We start from the raw sequence: 20,264 nt of genomic DNA, 5'->3' as shown, positions 1-20,264 counted from the left end.
GTACTGCCAAAATTAACTTACTCTTTAAATAAGGACCTGCTATTTACAATTAAATTTCAAGTCAAAAACTGTACCTTCTGCTCCCGATCGGACACTAATGGTACCATCGTGTAAATCAATTAACTGCTTAGTAATCGCCAATCCTAGACCTGTACCCGTTGTATCATCTGTAGTATTAGTACCTCGATAATAACGTTCAAAGAGATTATCTAACTCTTCTTGTGGAATACCCGGACCTTGGTCAGCAATAGTTAGCATAACTCCCTTGCCTATATTTTGCGCTTCTACACTTACCTTTGTACCAACAGGAGTATATTTCTTAGCATTAGTTATTAAATTATCTAAAATGCGCTTTAATAGAAGATCGTCCGCTTCGAGAATGACATTCCCATAAACCTTCACAGACACCTGCTCGTCTGCAAATTGAGGTAACCATACGTTAAGTGGTAACAACACTTTTTCAAGCTGGATCGCTTTATTTTTTAATTGGTACGTATATGTTAAGTCTTGTATAAGGGCATCCATATACGTCGCCTTCTCCTGCATCGTATTCGCAAAGATACGCATTTCTTCCTTTGTCCACTCATAATCCTCTGAAGCAAGCATTGTTGAGTAACCAAAAATAGAGCTTAACGGTGTCTTTAAATCATGTGATAAGCCCGTAATCCACTCCTCACGTAATTGCTCCGCGTGCTTAATTTGCCTTTCATTAGAGGAAAGGCGTATCGATAAATTATTGAGGGATTCATCCACTGGCTGAAATAATTTAAATTTCCTTTTCAACTTACCCGTCTTCCGATGATGAATATTTTTATCTCTCACTTCACTGTAATCAAACTGTGTAAGTCGCTCTATACGGGATATCACATAAACAAGCGGACGAACAAATTGACGTGAAATGCTAATCGATAAAAAGATAACCCCTATTAACAATATAAAATGTCCACCAAAGAAGATGGAAGCAAATAAAACCATCGCTTTATAAAAAGGTTCTTCAAATGGCTTATATGATGGATTGGGCATGCGTACAACTAATGTCGAACCATCCTCTAAAGCAGCACTTTGTGTAAGCTCTTCATGCTCGAAAATATCATATTGCTCTTCTAGTAACTGGGGCTTATGTAGCTTTTCATAGCCCTCACCAATGACTCCTACACGGTCCCACTGCTCGTTATAGATTTCAACAGAAGCCTTCTTATCTTGTAAACGCTGAAGCAGTTCTGAAGAGATCTCCCCTTTATCCTTCCAACTCTGATATACTTCCTCAAAAAGTGGTTGGACAGGTGATGTCGGGAGGAATAGCAAATAGTAGTTAGGAATCTCCCACGTGTGCATTCCTGGACGTTTAAGAGCCATGATTTCGTTATCTGTCATTTCACAGAGTTCGCAACTCTCTCCCGTGTAATCAACGATGTCCATCGATTGATCGAACAAATATAGTTGCCCTGCGTTCTCCTTAGCTCGCTTCACTAAATAATCAGCAATCTTGATGGAGTCTCCTTTTTCTACGACAGCATCATCTTTTATTTCAGAAGAAGTCATTATATGAATATTGTCACCGACATGACCGTTGATAAAGATCGCAAAAAACACCAAACTAATAATAAAGCCAGAGATAATTAGTAAGTAAAATATAGTGAAATAAGATACAAAACGAAGTGATAATTTTCCAGCTGGCTTCATGATTGAACATCTCCAACTAGTTTATAACCAATCCCCCTCACAGTTATAATGCACGTTGGTTTACCTGGATTCTTTTCAATTTTTTCTCGTAGTTTTCGAATATGAACCATCACTGTATTATCATCAAACAAACAATCGCCCCAAACTCGCTCATAAATCTGTTCCTTTGATAATACTTGCCCTACATTTTCACATAAATATTTCAATAAATGAAATAATCGCCCACTAATAATTTCCTTTGTATCATTTACAGTTATCTCCGCTGCATCGATATCAAATGTAAATCGACTACAAGTAAATAAATTACTTTCTGGCACACCCTTTTTCTTTATATATCTCGCAAGCTGTACTTTCACCCGCGCAACAAGCTCAAGCGGATTAAATGGTTTCGTAATATAATCGTCTGCACCGTTCATAAAACCACGAAGCTTATCTGCATCACTACCTTTAGCCGTTAAAAAGAATATAGGTGCATCACTTTGCTCACGAATCATATTCGCCATATCAAGCCCGCTACCATCCGGAAGCATAATATCTAATAGGTAAAAATCAAAAACCTTCGTTTCAATTTTCTTTTTTGCTTCTTGAACAGTGCCGCAGAGTGTAATGTTTAATAATCCTTCTTTTCTTAATATAATTTCAATCATTTCCGCAATTGCAAGTTCGTCCTCTAATACTAAAATCGATGCATCTTGCATTCTATCACCTACTTTTAAGATTACTTTAAGGTTGTCATTATTTCACCATAAGTTTTATAAACTACACTATGTATAAGATAACCAATTAAGGAGATAAAACGCAATGACAACAAAACGTGTTACCTTCATAGATACAATGCGCGGTTTTAGTTTATTTGGCATCTTAATGGCGAATTTGCTGATTTTCCAGTTTGGCATGTATGGCAAAGACGAACTAAAAGATCTATCTGCCCTCGATAATGGGGCATTGTATTTTGTAAAAATATTTATAGAAGGATCCTTTATGCCGATTTTCACCATTTTATTCGGCTTCTCTCTTATTAAATTGATTGAGTCTATTCGTAAAAAAAAGGATAAAAGTCGATGGTCTATTTTACGTCGTGCTACCGGGTTAATAGGCTTAGGTCTACTACATTCAACGTTTTTATGGGAAGGTGATATTTTATTTTCCTATGGCTGCATGACTTTATTTTTAATCCCATTTATTAATCGCAAACCAAAAACGTTATTTATTTGGTCTGGTATCTTATTATTACTTACAATAGCCTTATCATTCGGTTCTATGACAGAATCCGAAAAAGAACAAAAAGAAATGCAAACTTATATTCAGAAGGCCGACGATGTGTATGCTAATGGCAGCTATTTCGAAATACAGGATTTCCGCTCAAATGTTGCCCCTCCTGGAATGGATGATCCTGCTCTCATATTCATTCTTCTCATTATTGGACCAGTATTTTATGCTTCATTATTCCTCCTCGGCATGGGGCTCGCTAAAGAGCAAGCTTTTGTAAATATGGAGGACGAAAAGAAATGGTATAAGCTAGGTGCATTGCTCGTTCCAATAGGGCTAGCATGTAAAAGTTTAAGTTTTATAGAAAGTAATTTTTCTGGCATGTTGATGATGGGTGGTTCACAGATACTGTCAGTTGGCTATGTCTGCCTCGCAGCTTTAATATATAATACTCGCCCTGTACAGCTGTTAGCCCCTGCGTTCGAGAGTGTCGGTAAACTATCATTAACCAATTATCTAACGCAAACCATTATTTGTACAACAGTATTTTACGGATATGGCCTAGGTTTATACGGCAAGCTAGGCGTGTTTGGTGGTATTTTATTTGGAATCGTATTGTATAGCTTGCAATGTGTTTTCAGCCTTGCCTATTTAAAGAAATTTAAACGCGGACCTTTCGAAACTGTACTGCGCGTTTGGACGAATTGGTCCTGGAACGGACAGGTTAAAATCAAACAGAAAGGAAGTACTTCACATGAATAGTGACTCCAAAGAGGACTTTACAGACACATGGTGGTTTTTAGGCATATGTGCTGCTGTAGCTGTAGTCTTAACACTATTTGCGTTTTAATAAGCTAATCATTCACTCATCTTGGGAACAACTATACAACATATTGGAATTCGTTTTACCTGCCCCCTACTGTATACTAGTACTACATAATATACAGCTTAGGGGGCATTTTATTGTTACAGCGAATTATGATCACTGGCTATAAACCACACGAACTAGGAATTTTCAACGACAAGCATCCTGGCATTGCCATCATAAAAAAAGCACTTGAAGACCATCTACGCATTCTGATTGATGAAGGGTTAGAATGGGTAATTATTAGTGGTCAGCAAGGTGTAGAATCATGGAGTGCTGAAGTTGTTCTTATGTTAAAAAAAGAATTTCCGCATGTAAAATATGCTGTTATTACTCCTTTTTTAGAGCAGGAGAAAAACTGGCAAGAGCCTAAAAAAGAAAAGTATCAATCATTAGTAGCTCAAGCAGACTTTGTAACGAGCGTTACGAAAAAGCCATATGAGGCTCCGTGGCAATTTATCGAAAAAGACAAATTCATTATTCAAAATACAGATGGTTTACTGCTAGTTTATGACGAAGAAAATGAAGGCTCCCCTAAATATATGAAGCGTCTAGCAGAAAAATATATAGAAACACACGACTATACACTTTTAATGATCACAGCCTATGATTTACAAATAATAGCAGAAGAAATGCAACAACAAGATTGGTGAGAAATATTGATATAATTTTCTGATAATTATATACTAGAATAAATAGACACTTGTAGTTGGAAGAGTTTATCTAAGTTCTTTGCTTGTTGCTTTACGATCCTTTGTTGCTACTATCCTATAAGGAGCTGTTAACATTTGAGTAAAAAAATCGAAATGATTCTTGAGTCTTCGCCGGTGAATGTTTCTCACGATACATACCGCAGAGAATGCAAATATACACGCGGGATTCATATTGAAGAACAAGAGTTTAAAGCTATTTTAGATTCAATGTGTCACGATTCACGCTTATATTTTGATTTCCATAATCCACGTAAAAAGATTAAAAAGGGAACATATTTAAATGGACACTCCGGGTTAGCACGTAATATTTATGATTACTATAAAAACAATTACGACATTGAGATTAATGAACTCATGAATGGCAAAGATTTTTATGTAAAATTAATTTAACTTCATCCTGTTGCTGCCGCTACGTTAGCACTAGGCTTTCGTACAAATAACATCTGTTGCTGACGCTTCGCTTTCGCACAAATAACATCTGTTGCTGACGCTTCGCTTTCGCACAAAAAACATCTGTTGCTGACGCTTCGCTTTCGCACAAAAAACATCTGCTGGCCCAATGCCTCGGCATAATTGATTGGGAATTGGTTTGCTGTCAAAAAAAGAGCTACTCTCAAACGAGAGTAACTCTTTTTTGTTTATAGGTCCGCTACTTGAGCTCCTAATTCTTTATTATTGTACATTTCCGTATCCAATTCTTTTGTGACACGTGCTGTTGTCACACCTGCCATCATTGAACCACTTACATTTAGAGCAGTACGCCCCATGTCGATTAACGGCTCAACGGAGATTAATACACCCGCAAGTGCAATCGGTAAATCGAGTGCTGATAATACAAGAATTGCCGCGAACGTTGCACCTCCACCAACACCAGCTACACCAAATGAACTGATTGCTACGACTGCAATGACAGTAATGATGAATACTGGATCAAGCGGATTAATGCCTACTGTAGGTGCAATCATAATCGCTAGCATCGCAGGATAAACACCGGCACAGCCATTTTGACCAATAGATAAACCGAATGAGCCTGAGAAGTTCGCGATTCCCTCAGGTACACCAAGACGACCTGTTTGCGTTTTAATATTCATCGGTAAAGTACCTGCACTTGAACGTGAAGTGAAAGCGAACAATAATGTTTCTGCAGATTTTTTTAAATACGTAAATGGATTTAAACCACTTAATGTAAGGATTAATAAGTGTACTATAAACACAATGAATAACGCTACATAAGACGCAATAACAAACTTACCTAAATTATAAATTGCCCCGAAATCAGATGTTGCCACTGTACGAGCCATAATGGCTAAAATACCATATGGTGTTAAACGTAAGACAATTGTTACAACGCCCATTACTAATGCATAGATTGCATCCAAGCCCTTTTTAATAGTGGCTGCAGTAGCTTCATCTTTACGTGCTACACGTAAGTACGCAAAACCTAAGAACGCTGAAAAAATAACAACAGCAATCGTTGAAGTCGAACGAGCACCTGTTAAATCTAAAAATGGATTTGCTGGGAATAACTCAATAATTTGCGTTGGTAAATCCGGCGCAGTTAATCCAGAAGTTTTTTCCTCTAAATACGCTCCACGCTCAGTTTCTGCTGACCCTTGTATAATGTGGGAAGCATCTAAATCGAAAACTGTTGCTGAAAAAATACCAACTGCAGCTGAAACAGCAGTTGTACCGATTAAAATCGCCAAAATAAGTGCTGCCATTTTCCCAAAGTTTTTGCCGACTTTCATTTTCGTAAAGGCTATTAAGATTGAAATGAAAATTAATGGCATCGCAACCATTTGTAGCAATTTAACATAACCAGTACCAATAATATTGTACCAACTTGTTGTTTTAGCTAAAACTTCAGAATCAATACCATAAATTAAATGCAGTCCAAGACCAAGTGCAATACCTAAACCTAAAGCTGTAAAAACACGATTTGAAAACTTAACGTGTTTTTTATTCATAAAATATAAAATCCCAACGAACACAAGTAAAACGGCTACGTTAAGAACGATTTGTAATGTAGACAATGGAAAGCCCCCTAACCAGTTTGTATAATGTAAATCGAATTATATACCTATAATCCCTATAAATCAAGTATGTTTTGTTTAGATTAATATTTTCTTATAATGAAAGCTGTTATTTCTTATGATTATGCCCCAAAAACGAAATATAATAATTTAAATTTAACAGTAGACTTTTTTCGTTAAGGAAGGAGCAAGAGTTGTAATTGCCGACTTTAATGAGGATGCATTAAACAAGGACACCGCTAATACATTCGATGTGAAGTAGATGTTGCTGCAGAAGAAGAGATTCAAGTAATGATTATTAAAACCATTACTTATTTAGATCGTATTTATATTTTAGTCGACAACGCTAGAATTGGTGACGATCTGCAAGCAGCAGTAAATACGGAGATACTTTTGTGGAGTACTTACTAAAAGATAAAAAACCTACTTCGTTTAGTGAACGAGATAGGTTTCTTTTTCATGATCATTAACTAGATAAGAGCTTCCTGAAATTTTTTTACATTGTTTTTTCACACGCGTCACCGCATCTGACAATTGATCAACAGATTCAAATTGCTGATATTGATTTGTTATAACCGCGATGGATAGTGAAGTGCATGTGAAAGGCTCAAGTGTACCAGCCCTATTATGAATCTGTAATTGTCCTAAATCTTCTAGTTCATAAAAGCTTAAAATGAATGCATCAAACTCATCAATAATTCTTTGACAAATTGAGTTAGCCTCATAATGTGGAAGAATAGCAACGAAATCATCTCCACCAATATGCCCTAAAAATTCTTCTGTACCAACTATATTTCTTTTCAAAATGTCTGTTAAATACAGTAAAATTTTATCCCCTTTATTAAAACCATACGTGTCATTGTAGGATTTAAAATGATCTAAATCAAAATATATTAAACTATATAGTGGTAGCTGTAATGCTTCTTCGAGTTTTTCATCAATTAATTTATTGCCTGGAAGACTGCTTAACGGATTCAAAAAGCTTGCAATAGCCACTTGTGTTTCTACAAGCTTTAACAATAATTCCCGAATACTTACGACACCATAATATAAGCCATTTCTTGTTACAATTACATCATCATATAAATCCTCTGGTCGTCGTTGCATCGCTTCCGTACTGACTTCTGTTATAGGTGTATGACGATCTATAATTAAAGGATTCTCTTTCATAATAAGTTGATTTTGCCGTCCCATAAATAAATTATAGCCATAACGTGTACCAATTTTTTGATAAAAATGTGTGCGTGTAATATGCCCAATTGGTTTGTCATCTCGAACAACAACAACACTACGTAATGACGGATCGTTTGTAAAAAGCAAATCCACTTCTTTATTTTTCACAAATTCATCAATACAAGGAACGCTTTCTATGACTTCCCCTATTTTCATGGTCATCCATCCTTATTTTCCCCAAATGTATTTCCTTTGCGGGTTTCCCTATCGCATAACCTTGCGCGTAGTGAATACCAATATTATGTAAATAGTTTAGTTCTTCCTGACGTTCAATACCCTCTGCAATAATTTTTGTCTCAGCCTGCTCTGCGTATCTCATGAGCAATGTAACAAGCTGCTGTTGCTCGCTGTTTTTATCAATAAATTGTATTAAAGAACGGTCTAGTTTAATAAATTCTGGTTTTAAATAAACAAGCGTTTTTAAACTATTGTAGCCTGAACCCACATCATCCACTGCGATTCGATAACCCTGTGATCGATAATGTGATAACACACGTTCAAACTCCACAAAATCTACTACGGCACTGCGTTCAGTTAGCTCAAATACTACCTGTTGTGGTCTAATACCAAGCTCTTTTAATAATTGTAAGGTTTCACCACTATGGTAGTTCTTATCAAGTAAGACATTCGGATGTATATTAACAAATACTAAAAAGCCTCTGTTTACCCAATCTTCGTGCAGTCGTTCTTGGAAACGCTGCAATGAAAGATTACGACAAAAGCACTCAAATAAAAATACGCAGTCCGTTTGTCCAACAAATTCATAAAACTGATCGACACTATTAAATAATTCTGAAAGCCCTGGACGATTCAACGCCTCAAAACCCACCGTTTTCCTCGTCTGTAAATCGACGATAGGCTGAAAATATGTATCCAAATTCTTGTCCTGAATAATTTGCTTCAACGCTTTTAAACGTTTTATATATAAAGCATTGTTTTGATGCTGCCCATATAAATGCTTGAAATAGGAAAATAAATTATTTGTTTTTATGCTTTGTCTCACAACAGACTCCATACTAGCACCTCTTAATTTGGTTATTACGATTTATTGTACCCTTTTATTGTAAATACATTGTTAATAGCATGTAAAAAAAGAGGACTCTAGCACTAGATTTCCTTTTCAATAGTGTATAAAAGCAATCATTTTTGATCACTTGGTAGAGTGGGTATAAATTCAGGATGGAGAAGGCAGTTTGAGCAAAGGTTACTGGAGATTGGTTGTTTTATCAGCGATTTCGGCTGGTTTATCAGCGATTCGGTGTGCTTTATCAGCGATCTTGCTGATTTATCAGCGATTCGTTGTGCTTTATCAGCGATCTTGCTGGTTTATCAGCAATTCGTCGTGCTTTATCAGCGATTCACGATGCTTCTTTTAGCAATACTAATGGTATTTTACTGACAAGTACTTTTATAATAAGAATAGAAGCTCAATCATAAGAAAGGTTGCTTGATATCCTAATGAACGTAGAGAACTTTTTACAACTGCCCATGACAAAAGATTTTACAGTTGTCGCTGGTCGCAATGGTTTACATAAACCCGTTCACAATGTCGAAATTCTAGACTTTGAATTTTCGCCCGATATTCAAACTGTGAGAGAAACGATTTTCACACCGAACAGTGTGGTTCTAAGCAGTTTATTATTTGCAAAGCACAAGCCAGAATATTTATGGAATGCCGTGAAAAATCTTATTGAGCTAGGGGCCAGTGCTTTAGCTTATAAACCTGTCATCTATGAGGATTTACCAGAGGAAGTTCTAGTGTATGCAGATGAGCAAAATTTCCCGATATTACGATTTGGTGGAGATGAATTCTTTGAAAAAATTATTTTAGAAACGATGGCCTATGCAAAAACACAGGATTATTCATTCTTTTTAGAAACGATTATGCGACGTTTAATGGAAGAAGATGTTACGGCTGAACAAATAAAGTCCATTTTACAGCAAGTAAATAAGCCCTTTGAAAAATATGTATTTGTTGCTAATATTCAAACGCAAGAGCTTAAAAATAGTCAATGGATGCAATCTCTTTTTCACTTAGAGCCTCTTTTGAAATCGGGTATGATTTGTACCTATAAAAAGAGTCTCTTTATTTTAATGACCCATCCATCGCAAGAATTTCAATTTGAAAAACTTCTCAATGAATTGTTAAACATGTATGCAATCTCAACTGATTCATTGACCTTTGGCTATAGTCGTTGTCATGTAACACAAGTAGAACTCCCTATTGCTGTTCGGGAAGCCTTCTATGCACGCATCATGGCTGAAATTGAATCGTCTCCTATCTGTCATTATGAAAATCTCGCTTCCGATTGTTTGTTAATTGAATTACATCGCAAGGACCCTCAATTTACTATGAACTATGTAAATAGCTATCTCGGTCCCCTACTTGAGGAAAAGATTGATCCAGATTTAATGAACACAGCCATCACCTACGTTGTAAAACAAGGAAATATAAAGGAAGTAGCCGTTGCTCATTTTTGTCATCCAAACACAATCCGTTATCGTTTGTCAAAAATACGTCAACTAGTAGCTCCTCTAGAAAATGATTATGTTTTTTACGAACGTATAGCTGCAGCCGTTAAATTGTACTTATTACATAGCAAAATAGATGTTGAATGATCAGCATTGGAATAAGTACAAAAAAACGCCCGAATATTTAGAATTAACATCAAATTTATTTCTTCCATTTCATGCTATTCTATTGTAGTTAGGAGGAAGAATGATGAAACAATACATAGCTAATGGCATGCTATTAGTCACCGCAATCGTTTGGGGTAGCGGATTTGTAATAACGGCTATTGCATTGGAATATTTAACAGCTTATCAAGTAATGGCAGGTAGATTTTTATTAGCTTCGATTATACTGACAGTCTTATTTGGATACAGATTAAAAAAAGCTTCAAAATCAGTGATCTGGAAAGGTGTTTTGTTAGGGACCATTTTGTATGTTGCCTTTGCCCTTCAGACAGTGGGGTTACAATATACAACACCATCTAAAAATGCATTTTTAACCGCTGTAAATGTCATTATTGTTCCCTTAATTGCGTTTGCAGTTTACAAGCGCCGTATAGATGGCTATGAAATGATCGGTTCAATTATAGCTATTGTTGGAATCGGTTTTTTATCATTACAAGGATCACTGACAATGAATATCGGAGACGCACTTTCCTTAGCTTGTGCTGTCGCCTTTGCCTTTGATATTTTTTGTACAAATCTTTTTGTACAAAAGGAAGATGCCATCGCCCTTACGATTATTCAATTTATCACAGCAGCATTTTTAGGTGTCTTAGTCGTAGTCAGTCAAGGCGACATCCCAACCAACCTTGAAAAAGAAGCAATCTATTCAATTATTTATTTAGGAATTTTTTCAACTACTCTTGCCTATCTTTTTCAAAATGTTGCGAATCAATATACGTCTGCTACAAAGGCAGCTATTATCCTGTCGACAGAATCATTCTTCGGCATGGTACTATCCGTAATTTTCTTACATGAGGTATTAACAAGTCGCATGGTTGTAGGGGCAGTACTGATTTTACTCGCCATATTAATTGCCGAAGTAAAGCCTGCACATCCTAAAAAACGAATGATGAAGAGCTCTCGATAATGGATTTCAAAATAGTTTCAGTCATGCTGAAGCTATTTTTTTATTATGCATAACTAGTCATAATACTGGTGGTAATCCCTACTACTAAAACTGTAATAATTGACAGCATTAATGTACTGGAAGATAAAAGCAGACTCCCTACCACAATGACGATCGAATCAATCATAAAAATAAGTATCCCAACATTAATCCCTGTTTTATCACACAAAAACTGTGCAATCAGATCTGTGCCACCAGTGCTTGTCTGAAATCTAAGCATCAAGCCAATACCAAATCCCATCAGTATCCCTCCAAATATGGCACTATAAATAGCATCGATTTGAACAAGATTCCGAACGGGCTTTAGTAAGTCAATAATAAGAGAAGATGCAATTAATCCGTGAATGCTATTGTAAAAATAGGCTCTGTATTTATACCAAGCAATGATAAAAACCGGAATGCTAATAATGATGATCATTAAACCTATTTTAAGCTTATACAAATAGTGTAAAATAAGCGCTATCCCTACAACGCCCCCATCCAAAATTTGATAGGGCGTTAAAAAAAGATTAATTCCTAGCGAAACCGCAGTACTTCCTATGAGAATAATCAAGCCTTTCGTAAAAAAATACATACAACCCCCCTCCGAGACTGAGCATGTATTTATAGTATGATAATATGGAATCGAACATGTTATCAAATACGGCTTGGTCAAAAGTCAACCCTACTTTTTTTATCGAGTCCGCTCGATAAATTTCTCTAAAGCTCTATTTGGTTTTTCGGGTGAAACTTTATTCCTGTATTTTCCGTATATTCATGTATAATCACTAGATGAACGAAAGGAGAATGTGCTATGGAGCATACTTTATTAGAACAAGTGAAGGACACACGAACAATTTTAAGAAGAACACTGTTAGAGACGATTTTCGAGGAATTTGATGGTCAACGTATGAGATTAACTGAGGAGCAACGTATAGAAAAATATCGCACAATGCTAGATAGTCCTTTCCGTTTTTTCCGAGGAAGTGCCTATTTATTTTATTTTGATGTCACGAAATCCCCTTCTATTTTCCATACATCTGATGTCATGCCTACTTGGATACAGGGAGACATGCATATGGACAACTTCGGTGCATTTCAAAATGAAACAGGCGACATTGTGTTCGATATTAATGATTTTGATGAAGGCTATGTTGGCTCTTACCTGTATGATGTTAGTCGCATGAGTGTGAGTATCGCTTTATATCTTGAGGAGCAAGGCTTAGATCATGAAGCTCAAGAAAAGGCCATTCATCATTTCCTACATAGCTATGTCAGCCAATTAAAACGGTTTCAGCGTAAACAAGATGATCCACTGACATTAACATTTACAAAGGATAATACAAAGGGACCAATCAAAAAGGTTTTGAAAAAATTAGAGAAGCGTCAGCATTCACAGTTTGTACAGGATATAACGTACATTAACGATGAAGAACAGCGTGTTTTCCTATGGAATGAAGAAGTACAGCCTGTCACTTCAGAAGAATATGCCGCAATCTCTACTGTGCTACCCAACTATAAGATTAAAGATATAGCCATTAAATACGGCTCAGGTACAGCATCCATTGGTTTAAAACGCTATTATATTTTAGTAGAGGACGAAACAAATGCACAGGGAGTAAGCGATTTAGTGCTTGAAATGAAGGAAGTGCACACGGCAATCCCCGCATATTTCCTTCCGTACAATGAGACATTCTGGGAAACTTATATGCACCAAGGAGCACGTGTAGTAGGTACCCAAAAAGCAATGCATCATTTAGAGGACCCTCATTTAGCTTATGTTACGATGGAGGGACAAGAATACTATATCCGTGAGCGTTCCCCTTATAAGAAAAAGGTGAAGCCTAAAAACTACAAGGATGTAGAGGATTATTTTGCGACAACATCGACGATGGGACAAATTGCTGCCAAAAACCATGCGCGTGCCGATATCGACTACTCCGATGTTTTCACCTATCATAGTGAAGATGAAATATTAAAAGCTATCGGTAAGGAGCGTAACGTATTTGTTGAAAGCGCGATTTTACAGGCAATGCGCTACAAAGAAATAGTCTATTCAGATTTCGAGTTGTTTAAAGAGTTGGTCAAAGAGCGTTTTAATTGACCTTTGTTGTTGAAAAACTATTTTGTCAATGAAATTAAGGTGTCGTCTTAAATAATATGGCTCTTCGGCAAAACGAGGGGTTGATTTCCGTTCCGACTGAGCGCTTTCCTGGGGGCGTCCGATGAGCCGCTTGGGCCTACACGATGTAGGTCACGAAGGCGTTATCACAGGATGTGATGCTTTTAGCCTTCGTTCCTCTATTCGCTCGCTCCAGGGTCTCGGGCCAACACGATGTTGGTCACGAAGGCGTTATCACAGGATGTGATGCTCTTAGCCTTCGTTCCTCTATCGCTAATCCCCAAGGAGTCGCTCAGTCTCCACTCCAATCAACCATTTCACTTAGCGTGTATCTTCTTACATGTCATTCTAATTTAAAGTGATATAACGAAACTTCAGTGAATCTGTACGAAAACGAAGTGTCAGCGGCAACAGATGTACAATCGCGTCACTGTTATAAGCCTTTTCTGTTCGATTATAGTGAGTAGCCATAGTATTTACTTTTGAAATAAATAAAATTTATAAAAGTTCTACGCTATCGCTGATTGGATTGGAAGCCTACTCGAATGCTCCTGTCGCGGAGGAAGCGGCACGACGCGAAAGTGAGTATTTTGGAACGGAAATCATCCTTATTTAAAGCACTACAACAATCACAAAAATCCCCTTGACCATTTTGTTTTTTTACACTGTGAAAAAGGACCTCTGCTATAAATATAGCGGAAGTCCTTTTTATTTTTGCTTTGCCTTCATTCGATTGAGCAAAAATCCACCTTTGAATGATTTAGGCTCGTAAGAAATAATAAACGCATTCGGTTCAAACTGCTCTACAATTTGGAACAGCTCCATCTCACGATTTCTCTTAGTTAATATTTCGTATTTATAACGATTGCTATCTCGACCTTCGCCGATATAAATAGTCACTGCAAAGCCTTCATTACGGAGGAAATTCACGAGCTCTACGTTCTTATTTTGCGTATTGATTGTCGTATAGACATAGCCGATTGCCAGTTTCCGTTCAATTTTGGCACCTAGGAAAATACCTAGACCAAAACCAAATGCATAAACAATCATGGCTAAAATACTTTGTTCTCCGTTAAAAACAAGCGAAAGGCCAAATACATACACTAACATTTCCAGCATACCGAAGATGGCGGCAAGGAAAGTAATATTCTTCACTAAAAATATTGTCCGTAACGTTAAAAAAGGTACATAAACTAATTGCAGGATTAAAATCAGAAATATACTTTGCATTTGTAAGAGACCTTTCAAAAAGTAGTAGATATACACTATAAATTATATGTTCAAATAAGTAGTTGCATTCTATTAATAAACTAGCCTATAGTTTATTTAGCAATTCCCTATTCTTTTTATTTTAAACATCTACATGGACTAAATTCATCGGGTTTAGTAATCCTTCAGCGTCTTCCTTACTTAGCAAACCATTCTTAATAACAATTTCTTTAATGGTAGCGTCCGTTTTAAAAGCTTCAGCTACTACTTTATTTGCCATTTCATAGCCAAATAATTTAGAAATGACAACAGAAATCGAATAAGAACTTTCCGCGTGCATTTGATTCATCGCCTCATTTATTTGAATGCCCTGTACACATTTGTGATTAAATACAGGAATACTTGCTATTAAAATCGAAAACGCATCAAATAAATTTTTCATAATAATCGATTCCCATATATTTAACTCTAGCTCTCCTCGATCGACCGCGATTGTAATCGTCTGATCCATCCCATATATATCAAAACAAACCTGCATCATCATCTCTGGAATACACGGATTGATTTTTCCAGGCATAATGGATGAACCTGGCTGTACAGATGGAATAGTAATTTCAGCTAGTCCAGCTCTAGGGCCTGAGGCAAGTAGTCTAAAATCACCTGCCATTTTGGATAACCCACTACACAACCCCTTTAAGCAGCCTGATATTTTTATATAACTATCTGCATGTTGTAAACCATCAAAATAATCTTCTATTTTGGTCACTGGCATTCCGGAAACTTTAGGCAAATATTGATACATTGCTTCGATATAGCCTTTTGCTACACCCAAGCTTGTACCTACAGCGGTAGCACCAATCAATAGTTTTAGACAGTCTTGTTGAACCTTTTGTAATTCTTTCTTCTGTCTTGTAACAAATGATAAATAAGCATTAAATTGCTGACCAAAAGTCATTGGGAGAGCGTCCTGTAAACAAGTTCTAGATAATTTAATGCTTGATTGAAACTCATTGACTTTACTTTCTAGCGCCTTTTCAAGCTGTTCTAAGTGTTTAATCAAGTCTTCCATATAAAGATAGCAGGCCATTTTCATAGCGCTTGGCAATACATCATTTGTAGACTGAGACATATTCACATGCTCATTTGGATGTACACATGTAAAGCCTTTTTCACCAGTAATAATTTCATTCGCTCGGTTGGCAATGACCTCGTTAATATTCATATTTGTCGAAAGGCCTCCACCGCCCTGATAAATATCAACAGGAAATTGATTTTCAAATTTCCCTGCTAAAATTTCATCTGCTGCCTCCACAATGGCAGCTTTGATATGGCAATCAAGCGCTTCAACACGATGATTTGAAAGTGCTGCTGCTTTTTTTATATAGGCCATAGATTTTATGAGGTAGGGGTAACTTTCAATGGATCTCCCAGAGATAGGAAAATTCTCTAAAGAACGCATCGTTTGGATACCATAATATATGTCGGACTAATCTGCATTTCACCTAAGAAATCTTTTTCTATACGCATCCTTTAATCCCTTTTCTTCTATTATAAATTCCTTAAAACTCTATGACTGCTCGACCAACATTGACACAGCTGCAATCATGGAAGGAATCAAATGCTTTATTAATATTTTCTAGTTTAATACGCTCTAAAACTAGCTCGTCTAGCTTAAACTTCCCATCTAAATATAATTGTGCAATCATTGGGAAATCACGGAATGGCTGTGTATCTCCATAGAAGCTGCCTTTTAGCACCTTTCCAACCCGATGGAATCCACCAGCAGGTAAATTTAATTTCTGCTCTGGATTAAAGGCACCCACTACAACCACTGTTCCACCTTTACGTGTTATTTTCCACGCACTTTCAGTAGCAATCGTATGACCTGAACAGTCAATTGCATAATGGACACCCACACCGTTTGTAATTTCCTTAACAATTGCTTCAACATCTTGATCTTTTGTGTTAATAGTGTGCGTTGCGCCAAATTCCTTAGCAATTTCAAGATTGGCATCTTTTACATCACAGGCAATTATTTTAGCCGCACCCGCTATAGCAGCTCCTTGTATTGCATTTACACCAACCCCACCAATTCCGAAAATCGCTACTGTGGAGCCTGGTTTTACACCCGCCGCATTGACTGCAGCACCATAGCCAGTAGCTACACCACAGCCAATAAGTGATGCTTGGACAAGTGGCATTTCATCAGGTATTTTTATACAAGACATTTCTGGTACAACTGCATATTCAGCAAATGTTGAAAGTAATGAATTATGGTATACCTTCTCATTGTTCATGCTTAATCGAGTAGTACCATCCAATAAAGTACCATCAAACATTGGTCCAAACGCAGATTCACAAAGATGGACCTTTCCTGTTACACAGAATTCGCAAGTACCGCAGTAAGGAACCCAGCTCAAAGCCACCTTATCGCCGACTTTCACATTCGTTACACTTGATCCAACAGCCTCCACAATACCTGCACCCTCATGACCTAAAATGGTTGGAGTTGGTGTTGTAGCATCACCCAATGCATTTAAATCACTATGGCAAACACCTGTAGCCGCAATTTTTACTAACACTTCATTGTGCTTTGGCTCAGCAAGCTCTACTTCTAAAATTGCTAATGGTTTATTTATTTCTGTCATCACAGCAGCTTTCATTTTCATGATAATTCCCCCTTACAATATCAGATTAATATGCAAACCAAATTGCTCTTGTTTTGGTAAAAGCAGATAAAGAATGGATGGCGTATTCTTTGCCCCACCCACTTTGCTTAACGCCTCCAAATGGACTAGCAAAATCATAACAGCCATATTTATTAACAAATACCATGCCTGCATCTAATTGATTGGCTACGCGGAGAGCACGTGATGGATCACCTGTCCATAGACCGGCAGCTAAGCCATAGATTGTGTCGTTCGCCATTTTAATAACATTTTCTTCCGTATCAAACGGAATGATGCAAAGTACAGGGCCAAAAATTTCTTCCTGTGCAATTTTCATATTGTTATCTACATCAGCAAAAATAGTTGGTTGTACAAAATAGCCTTCCGCATTCGTACCCGTTAGATCACGCTCACCACCAGCAACAATTCTTCCTCCCTGCTCTTTACCGCTTTCGATATAGCTTAAAATTGATTCCATATGCTCTTTTGATATTTGGGCACCCTGCTTGCTGTTTGGATCAAATGGATCACCACATTGATAATTTTTGGCATATTCAGCAATCTTCTCGACAACCGTGTTATAAATAGCATTCTGAACAAATAATCTTGTTGGTGAAGAGCACTTTTCACCTTTATGTGTAAACAAACCATAGAAAGAACGTTCAATCGCGCCATCTAAATTTGTTACGTCCTCAAAGATTATATTCGGCGATTTACCGCCCAATTCTAAAGTGACTGGTTTCAAGTTGCTATCAGCGGAATCACGTAATAATTGTTTACCTATTTTAGTACTGCCTGTAAATGACAGCTTATCAATATCCATATGCTGGCTAATATAAGCACCTACTTGACCGTCTCCCAAAATTAAGTTAATAACACCCTTTGGTAATAGCTTAGCTTCATCAATAATTTCAAACAGTCGTATAGCGGAGAAAGAAGTTTTATCAGCAGGCTTTAAAACAACAGTATTTCCCATAGCTAGAGCTGGAGCCATTTTTAAAACTGCCATTTGAATCGGGAAATTAAATGGTACAATTTGACCACAAACTCCGATTGGATCGCGTGTTGTTACACTTAAAAAATCCCCTTCCACCGGATTATTTTCACCGTAGAATTTGTCAGTCCATCCAGCATAATATTCAAATAAATCATGTGCCTCTTGCACATCATCATTGTAGGCTTCTGTATATAATTTGCCATTATCAAGTGTCTCTAAAGTTGCTAGTTCTGCGTGATGCTCAGCAATAAGCTCACTAATTTTACGTAATACTCTGCCGCGCTGTTTTCTGCTCATACTTTTCCATTCAGGATTATGAAGTGCCTCTCTCGCCGCTTGAACTGCTAAATCTACATCTTCTTTAGCAGCGCAATAGAAATTACCAATAACTTTCCCATTTGCAGGATTAATAGAATCGATTGTATGACTACTACTATCTATCCACTGTCCATTGATATAACTTCTTTTTGTTGTTGATAACCAATTGTGAGCCCACTCTAGCTTTGGCTGTTCAATACCATCAAAAATTTTCTGATTCATAATTTTTAATCCTCCCTTTTCTCTAAAGATTGTTGCTTCAACAATTTTGTAGCCTCACTGTATCCTACTTTGTCTTTTAAATCGCAAATTTTCGGTATACTCGTATTAGATAGTTCTAGACATCTTTGTTCATTGGCTTGAATGTCAGCAAGACAAAGATTTGTGAAGCTTTTTAAGCAATTGGAAAGCATATAAAAGCCATCTAATATATGCACACCCGCAAAGTTTTCAAATACATTTAAGTCCAGTTCTCCATGCTCAAATGCTGTCTGAACTACTCGCTCAATGCCAATGATTTCACTGCAGCATTGAATTATTGTTTCAGGCATTACAGGATTTATTTTTCCAGGAAAAAAAGATGACCCCGCCTGTATAGCTGGCAATGATATTTCAGCAAAACCTGCTTCTGGTCCTGAAGATAACAATCGAAGGTCTTTAGCCATTTTCATTAATGCCGTAGCAAACAAACTTAATTGCTTAGAAACCTCAGCTAAATCATCAATATTTTGAGCAGCATCAAATAAATTCTCCCGGCGCCTTATCGGTAATTGTGTAACTTCCTGTAATTTTTTAATGACCGTTTGTTTATAGTCTTCACTAGCACCATCACCTTTACCTATAACAGTTCCTCCAAGATTAATCGTCAGCAGTTCGTTTATGGATGCTTGTAATTTTTGATGCCTTCTTTTAATAACTGCCTCAAAGCCGCTAAACTTTTGCCCAAGCTGAATACGTGAAGCATCCTGCAAGCATGTTCGCGAAATAGTTGTAATGGGCATAAATTGTACTGTTTTACGGTTTAAAATTTGCGATAAATACTGCATCTCTTCATCTAAACGCTTGTAGCCACTCATTAACGCTAAGCGGATAGCAGTATGGCAGGCATCTGCTGTTGATTGTGAAGCGTTTACATGTTCGATTGGATGGACAGGAACATAGGTACCATTCATTTTATTTGATAGATTGGCTACTACCTCATTTATGTTCATATTAATGCCAATACCGCCCCCGCCATGGTAAACATCAACAATAAAATGCTCTGTATATTTCCCATCAATCAAGGCATTACACGCTAAAGTAATATTTTCTTTAATTGGTAACGAGATCACCTTGGCCTCATAATTTGCCATAGCCGCGGCCTTTTTTACCATTGCTAAGGATTGAATATAATCTGGATAATCTTTTAATGTGTTCTTTGAAAAAGATAGATTTTCTTTTGTTCGAACAGATTGAATACCATATAAAGCATCATCAGGAATTTCAACAGTCCCCAAGAAATCAGTTTCTATTCGCATAGTTTGAATGGCTCCCTCTACAACAATTAATGACCTCCACACCATTAATTGTTCATATTATGAACTTTTTATTC

20 protein-coding genes are annotated in these 20,264 nt (G+C 36.9%); 7 read left to right on the top strand and 13 right to left on the bottom strand.

What is annotated here, in order from left to right:
• Positions 1-39: 39 nt before the first annotated feature.
• Together ACVWXS_RS14715 and ACVWXS_RS14710 are read right to left on the bottom strand one after the other, a co-directional pair.
• Positions 40-1,683, bottom strand: coding sequence for a sensor histidine kinase (locus ACVWXS_RS14715; protein ID WP_456958748.1), 1,644 nt, complete (start codon positions 1,681-1,683; stop codon positions 40-42).
• On the bottom strand, positions 1,680-2,381 hold the full coding sequence (locus ACVWXS_RS14710; RefSeq protein WP_374964131.1) for a response regulator transcription factor: 702 nt from the start codon (positions 2,379-2,381) through the stop codon (positions 1,680-1,682). The genes ACVWXS_RS14715 and ACVWXS_RS14710 overlap by 4 nt, the downstream gene beginning before the upstream one ends.
• Before the next feature lie 103 nt (positions 2,382-2,484).
• On the opposite strand from ACVWXS_RS14710, the gene ACVWXS_RS14705 reads away from it, so the two are divergent.
• The 3 genes from ACVWXS_RS14705 (at position 2,485) to ACVWXS_RS14695 (ending at position 4,860) form a co-directional block, all read left to right on the top strand.
• Positions 2,485-3,654: a DUF418 domain-containing protein gene (locus tag ACVWXS_RS14705; RefSeq protein WP_402989062.1), complete on the top strand. Its 1,170-nt coding sequence runs from the start codon at positions 2,485-2,487 to the stop codon at positions 3,652-3,654.
• Positions 3,655-3,870: 216 nt separating this feature from the next.
• Positions 3,871-4,410, top strand: a complete 540-nt coding sequence (locus tag ACVWXS_RS14700; protein WP_456958787.1) for a DUF1273 domain-containing protein — start codon at positions 3,871-3,873, stop codon at positions 4,408-4,410.
• Positions 4,411-4,545: 135 nt separating this feature from the next.
• Positions 4,546-4,860, top strand: coding sequence for a hypothetical protein (locus ACVWXS_RS14695; protein WP_423491916.1), 315 nt, complete (start codon positions 4,546-4,548; stop codon positions 4,858-4,860).
• A 2-nt stretch (positions 4,861-4,862) separates the two neighbouring features.
• Here the strand turns inward: ACVWXS_RS14695 and ACVWXS_RS14690 are convergent, their stop codons facing one another.
• The 4 genes from ACVWXS_RS14690 to ACVWXS_RS14675 all read right to left on the bottom strand — a co-directional run bounded on the left by ACVWXS_RS14690 (position 4,863) and on the right by ACVWXS_RS14675 (position 8,751).
• Complete coding sequence (locus tag ACVWXS_RS14690; protein WP_456958747.1) at positions 4,863-5,069, bottom strand: hypothetical protein; 207 nt, start codon at positions 5,067-5,069, stop codon at positions 4,863-4,865.
• Between the two features lie 39 nt (positions 5,070-5,108).
• Positions 5,109-6,437: an L-cystine transporter gene (locus ACVWXS_RS14685; protein ID WP_374967623.1), complete on the bottom strand. Its 1,329-nt coding sequence runs from the start codon at positions 6,435-6,437 to the stop codon at positions 5,109-5,111.
• Between the two features lie 498 nt (positions 6,438-6,935).
• On the bottom strand, positions 6,936-7,892 hold the full coding sequence (locus ACVWXS_RS14680; protein WP_402989070.1) for a GGDEF domain-containing protein: 957 nt from the start codon (positions 7,890-7,892) through the stop codon (positions 6,936-6,938).
• The gene (locus tag ACVWXS_RS14675) at positions 7,852-8,751 is read right to left on the bottom strand and encodes an EAL domain-containing protein (protein ID WP_456958745.1); all 900 of its coding nucleotides are present in this window, start codon (positions 8,749-8,751) and stop codon (positions 7,852-7,854) included. The genes ACVWXS_RS14680 and ACVWXS_RS14675 overlap by 41 nt, the downstream gene beginning before the upstream one ends.
• A gap of 284 nt (positions 8,752-9,035) precedes the next feature.
• Here ACVWXS_RS14675 and ACVWXS_RS14670 point away from each other — a divergent pair, with 284 nt between their 5' ends.
• From ACVWXS_RS14670 to ACVWXS_RS14660, 3 genes are all read left to right on the top strand, one after another.
• Positions 9,036-9,173 (top strand): hypothetical protein, encoded by a 138-nt coding sequence (locus tag ACVWXS_RS14670; RefSeq protein ID WP_456958743.1) that lies wholly within the window; start codon positions 9,036-9,038, stop codon positions 9,171-9,173.
• Between the two features lie 21 nt (positions 9,174-9,194).
• Positions 9,195-10,355: a PucR family transcriptional regulator gene (locus ACVWXS_RS14665; RefSeq protein ID WP_456958742.1), complete on the top strand. Its 1,161-nt coding sequence runs from the start codon at positions 9,195-9,197 to the stop codon at positions 10,353-10,355.
• A 103-nt stretch (positions 10,356-10,458) separates the two neighbouring features.
• Complete coding sequence (locus tag ACVWXS_RS14660) at positions 10,459-11,340, top strand: DMT family transporter (protein ID WP_456958741.1); 882 nt, start codon at positions 10,459-10,461, stop codon at positions 11,338-11,340.
• A 43-nt stretch (positions 11,341-11,383) separates the two neighbouring features.
• Here ACVWXS_RS14660 and ACVWXS_RS14655 read toward each other — a convergent pair whose 3' ends face one another.
• Positions 11,384-11,953: a YitT family protein gene (locus tag ACVWXS_RS14655; RefSeq protein WP_368638426.1), complete on the bottom strand. Its 570-nt coding sequence runs from the start codon at positions 11,951-11,953 to the stop codon at positions 11,384-11,386.
• Positions 11,954-12,172: 219 nt separating this feature from the next.
• Here ACVWXS_RS14655 and ACVWXS_RS14650 point away from each other — a divergent pair, with 219 nt between their 5' ends.
• A complete protein-coding gene (locus tag ACVWXS_RS14650; RefSeq protein ID WP_456958740.1) occupies positions 12,173-13,462 on the top strand; it encodes a DUF2252 domain-containing protein in 1,290 nt (429 codons plus the stop codon).
• Positions 13,463-13,659: 197 nt separating this feature from the next.
• Here the strand turns inward: ACVWXS_RS14650 and ACVWXS_RS14645 are convergent, their stop codons facing one another.
• From ACVWXS_RS14645 to ACVWXS_RS14620, 6 genes are all read right to left on the bottom strand, one after another.
• Positions 13,660-13,788 (bottom strand): hypothetical protein, encoded by a 129-nt coding sequence (locus ACVWXS_RS14645; protein ID WP_456958739.1) that lies wholly within the window; start codon positions 13,786-13,788, stop codon positions 13,660-13,662.
• Between the two features lie 400 nt (positions 13,789-14,188).
• On the bottom strand, positions 14,189-14,710 hold the full coding sequence (locus ACVWXS_RS14640; protein WP_456958738.1) for a DUF2179 domain-containing protein: 522 nt from the start codon (positions 14,708-14,710) through the stop codon (positions 14,189-14,191).
• A gap of 121 nt (positions 14,711-14,831) precedes the next feature.
• Entirely contained in the window at positions 14,832-16,148 is a 1,317-nt protein-coding gene (locus ACVWXS_RS14635; RefSeq protein ID WP_456958737.1) for an aspartate ammonia-lyase, read from the bottom strand.
• A gap of 100 nt (positions 16,149-16,248) precedes the next feature.
• On the bottom strand, positions 16,249-17,358 hold the full coding sequence (locus ACVWXS_RS14630) for a Zn-dependent alcohol dehydrogenase (RefSeq protein ID WP_456958736.1): 1,110 nt from the start codon (positions 17,356-17,358) through the stop codon (positions 16,249-16,251).
• A gap of 25 nt (positions 17,359-17,383) precedes the next feature.
• Positions 17,384-18,895 (bottom strand): aldehyde dehydrogenase family protein, encoded by a 1,512-nt coding sequence (locus ACVWXS_RS14625; RefSeq protein ID WP_456958735.1) that lies wholly within the window; start codon positions 18,893-18,895, stop codon positions 17,384-17,386.
• Between the two features lie 5 nt (positions 18,896-18,900).
• Complete coding sequence (locus tag ACVWXS_RS14620) at positions 18,901-20,235, bottom strand: lyase family protein (protein WP_456958734.1); 1,335 nt, start codon at positions 20,233-20,235, stop codon at positions 18,901-18,903.
• Between the last annotated feature and the right edge of the window lie 29 nt (positions 20,236-20,264).

The sequence above is a fragment of the Lysinibacillus sp. TE18511 genome, from assembly GCF_054062295.1.
The sequence above is the reverse complement of the archived record's forward strand: the minus strand, read 5'-3'. Positions and strand labels throughout refer to the sequence as shown.

Bases quoted from the DNA above. Each gene is read 5' to 3' on its own strand.
- ACVWXS_RS14675 (WP_456958745.1), bottom strand. From the start codon at position 8,751: ATGGAGTCTGTTGTGAGACAAAGCATAAAAACAAATAATTTATTTTCC.
- ACVWXS_RS14700 (WP_456958787.1), top strand. From the start codon at position 3,871: ATGATCACTGGCTATAAACCACACGAACTAGGAATTTTCAACGACAAG.
- ACVWXS_RS14620 (WP_456958734.1), bottom strand. From the start codon at position 20,235: ATGGTGTGGAGGTCATTAATTGTTGTAGAGGGAGCCATTCAAACTATG.
- ACVWXS_RS14650 (WP_456958740.1), top strand. From the start codon at position 12,173: ATGGAGCATACTTTATTAGAACAAGTGAAGGACACACGAACAATTTTA.
- ACVWXS_RS14715 (WP_456958748.1), bottom strand. From the start codon at position 1,683: ATGAAGCCAGCTGGAAAATTATCACTTCGTTTTGTATCTTATTTCACT.
- ACVWXS_RS14655 (WP_368638426.1), bottom strand. From the start codon at position 11,953: ATGTATTTTTTTACGAAAGGCTTGATTATTCTCATAGGAAGTACTGCG.
- ACVWXS_RS14710 (WP_374964131.1), bottom strand. From the start codon at position 2,381: ATGCAAGATGCATCGATTTTAGTATTAGAGGACGAACTTGCAATTGCG.
- ACVWXS_RS14685 (WP_374967623.1), bottom strand. From the start codon at position 6,437: ATGAATAAAAAACACGTTAAGTTTTCAAATCGTGTTTTTACAGCTTTA.
- ACVWXS_RS14660 (WP_456958741.1), top strand. From the start codon at position 10,459: ATGAAACAATACATAGCTAATGGCATGCTATTAGTCACCGCAATCGTT.
- ACVWXS_RS14640 (WP_456958738.1), bottom strand. From the start codon at position 14,710: ATGCAAAGTATATTTCTGATTTTAATCCTGCAATTAGTTTATGTACCT.
- ACVWXS_RS14680 (WP_402989070.1), bottom strand. From the start codon at position 7,892: ATGAAAATAGGGGAAGTCATAGAAAGCGTTCCTTGTATTGATGAATTT.
- ACVWXS_RS14625 (WP_456958735.1), bottom strand. From the start codon at position 18,895: ATGAATCAGAAAATTTTTGATGGTATTGAACAGCCAAAGCTAGAGTGG.
- ACVWXS_RS14635 (WP_456958737.1), bottom strand. From the start codon at position 16,148: ATGCGTTCTTTAGAGAATTTTCCTATCTCTGGGAGATCCATTGAAAGT.
- ACVWXS_RS14705 (WP_402989062.1), top strand. From the start codon at position 2,485: ATGACAACAAAACGTGTTACCTTCATAGATACAATGCGCGGTTTTAGT.
- ACVWXS_RS14630 (WP_456958736.1), bottom strand. From the start codon at position 17,358: ATGAAAATGAAAGCTGCTGTGATGACAGAAATAAATAAACCATTAGCA.
- ACVWXS_RS14665 (WP_456958742.1), top strand. From the start codon at position 9,195: ATGAACGTAGAGAACTTTTTACAACTGCCCATGACAAAAGATTTTACA.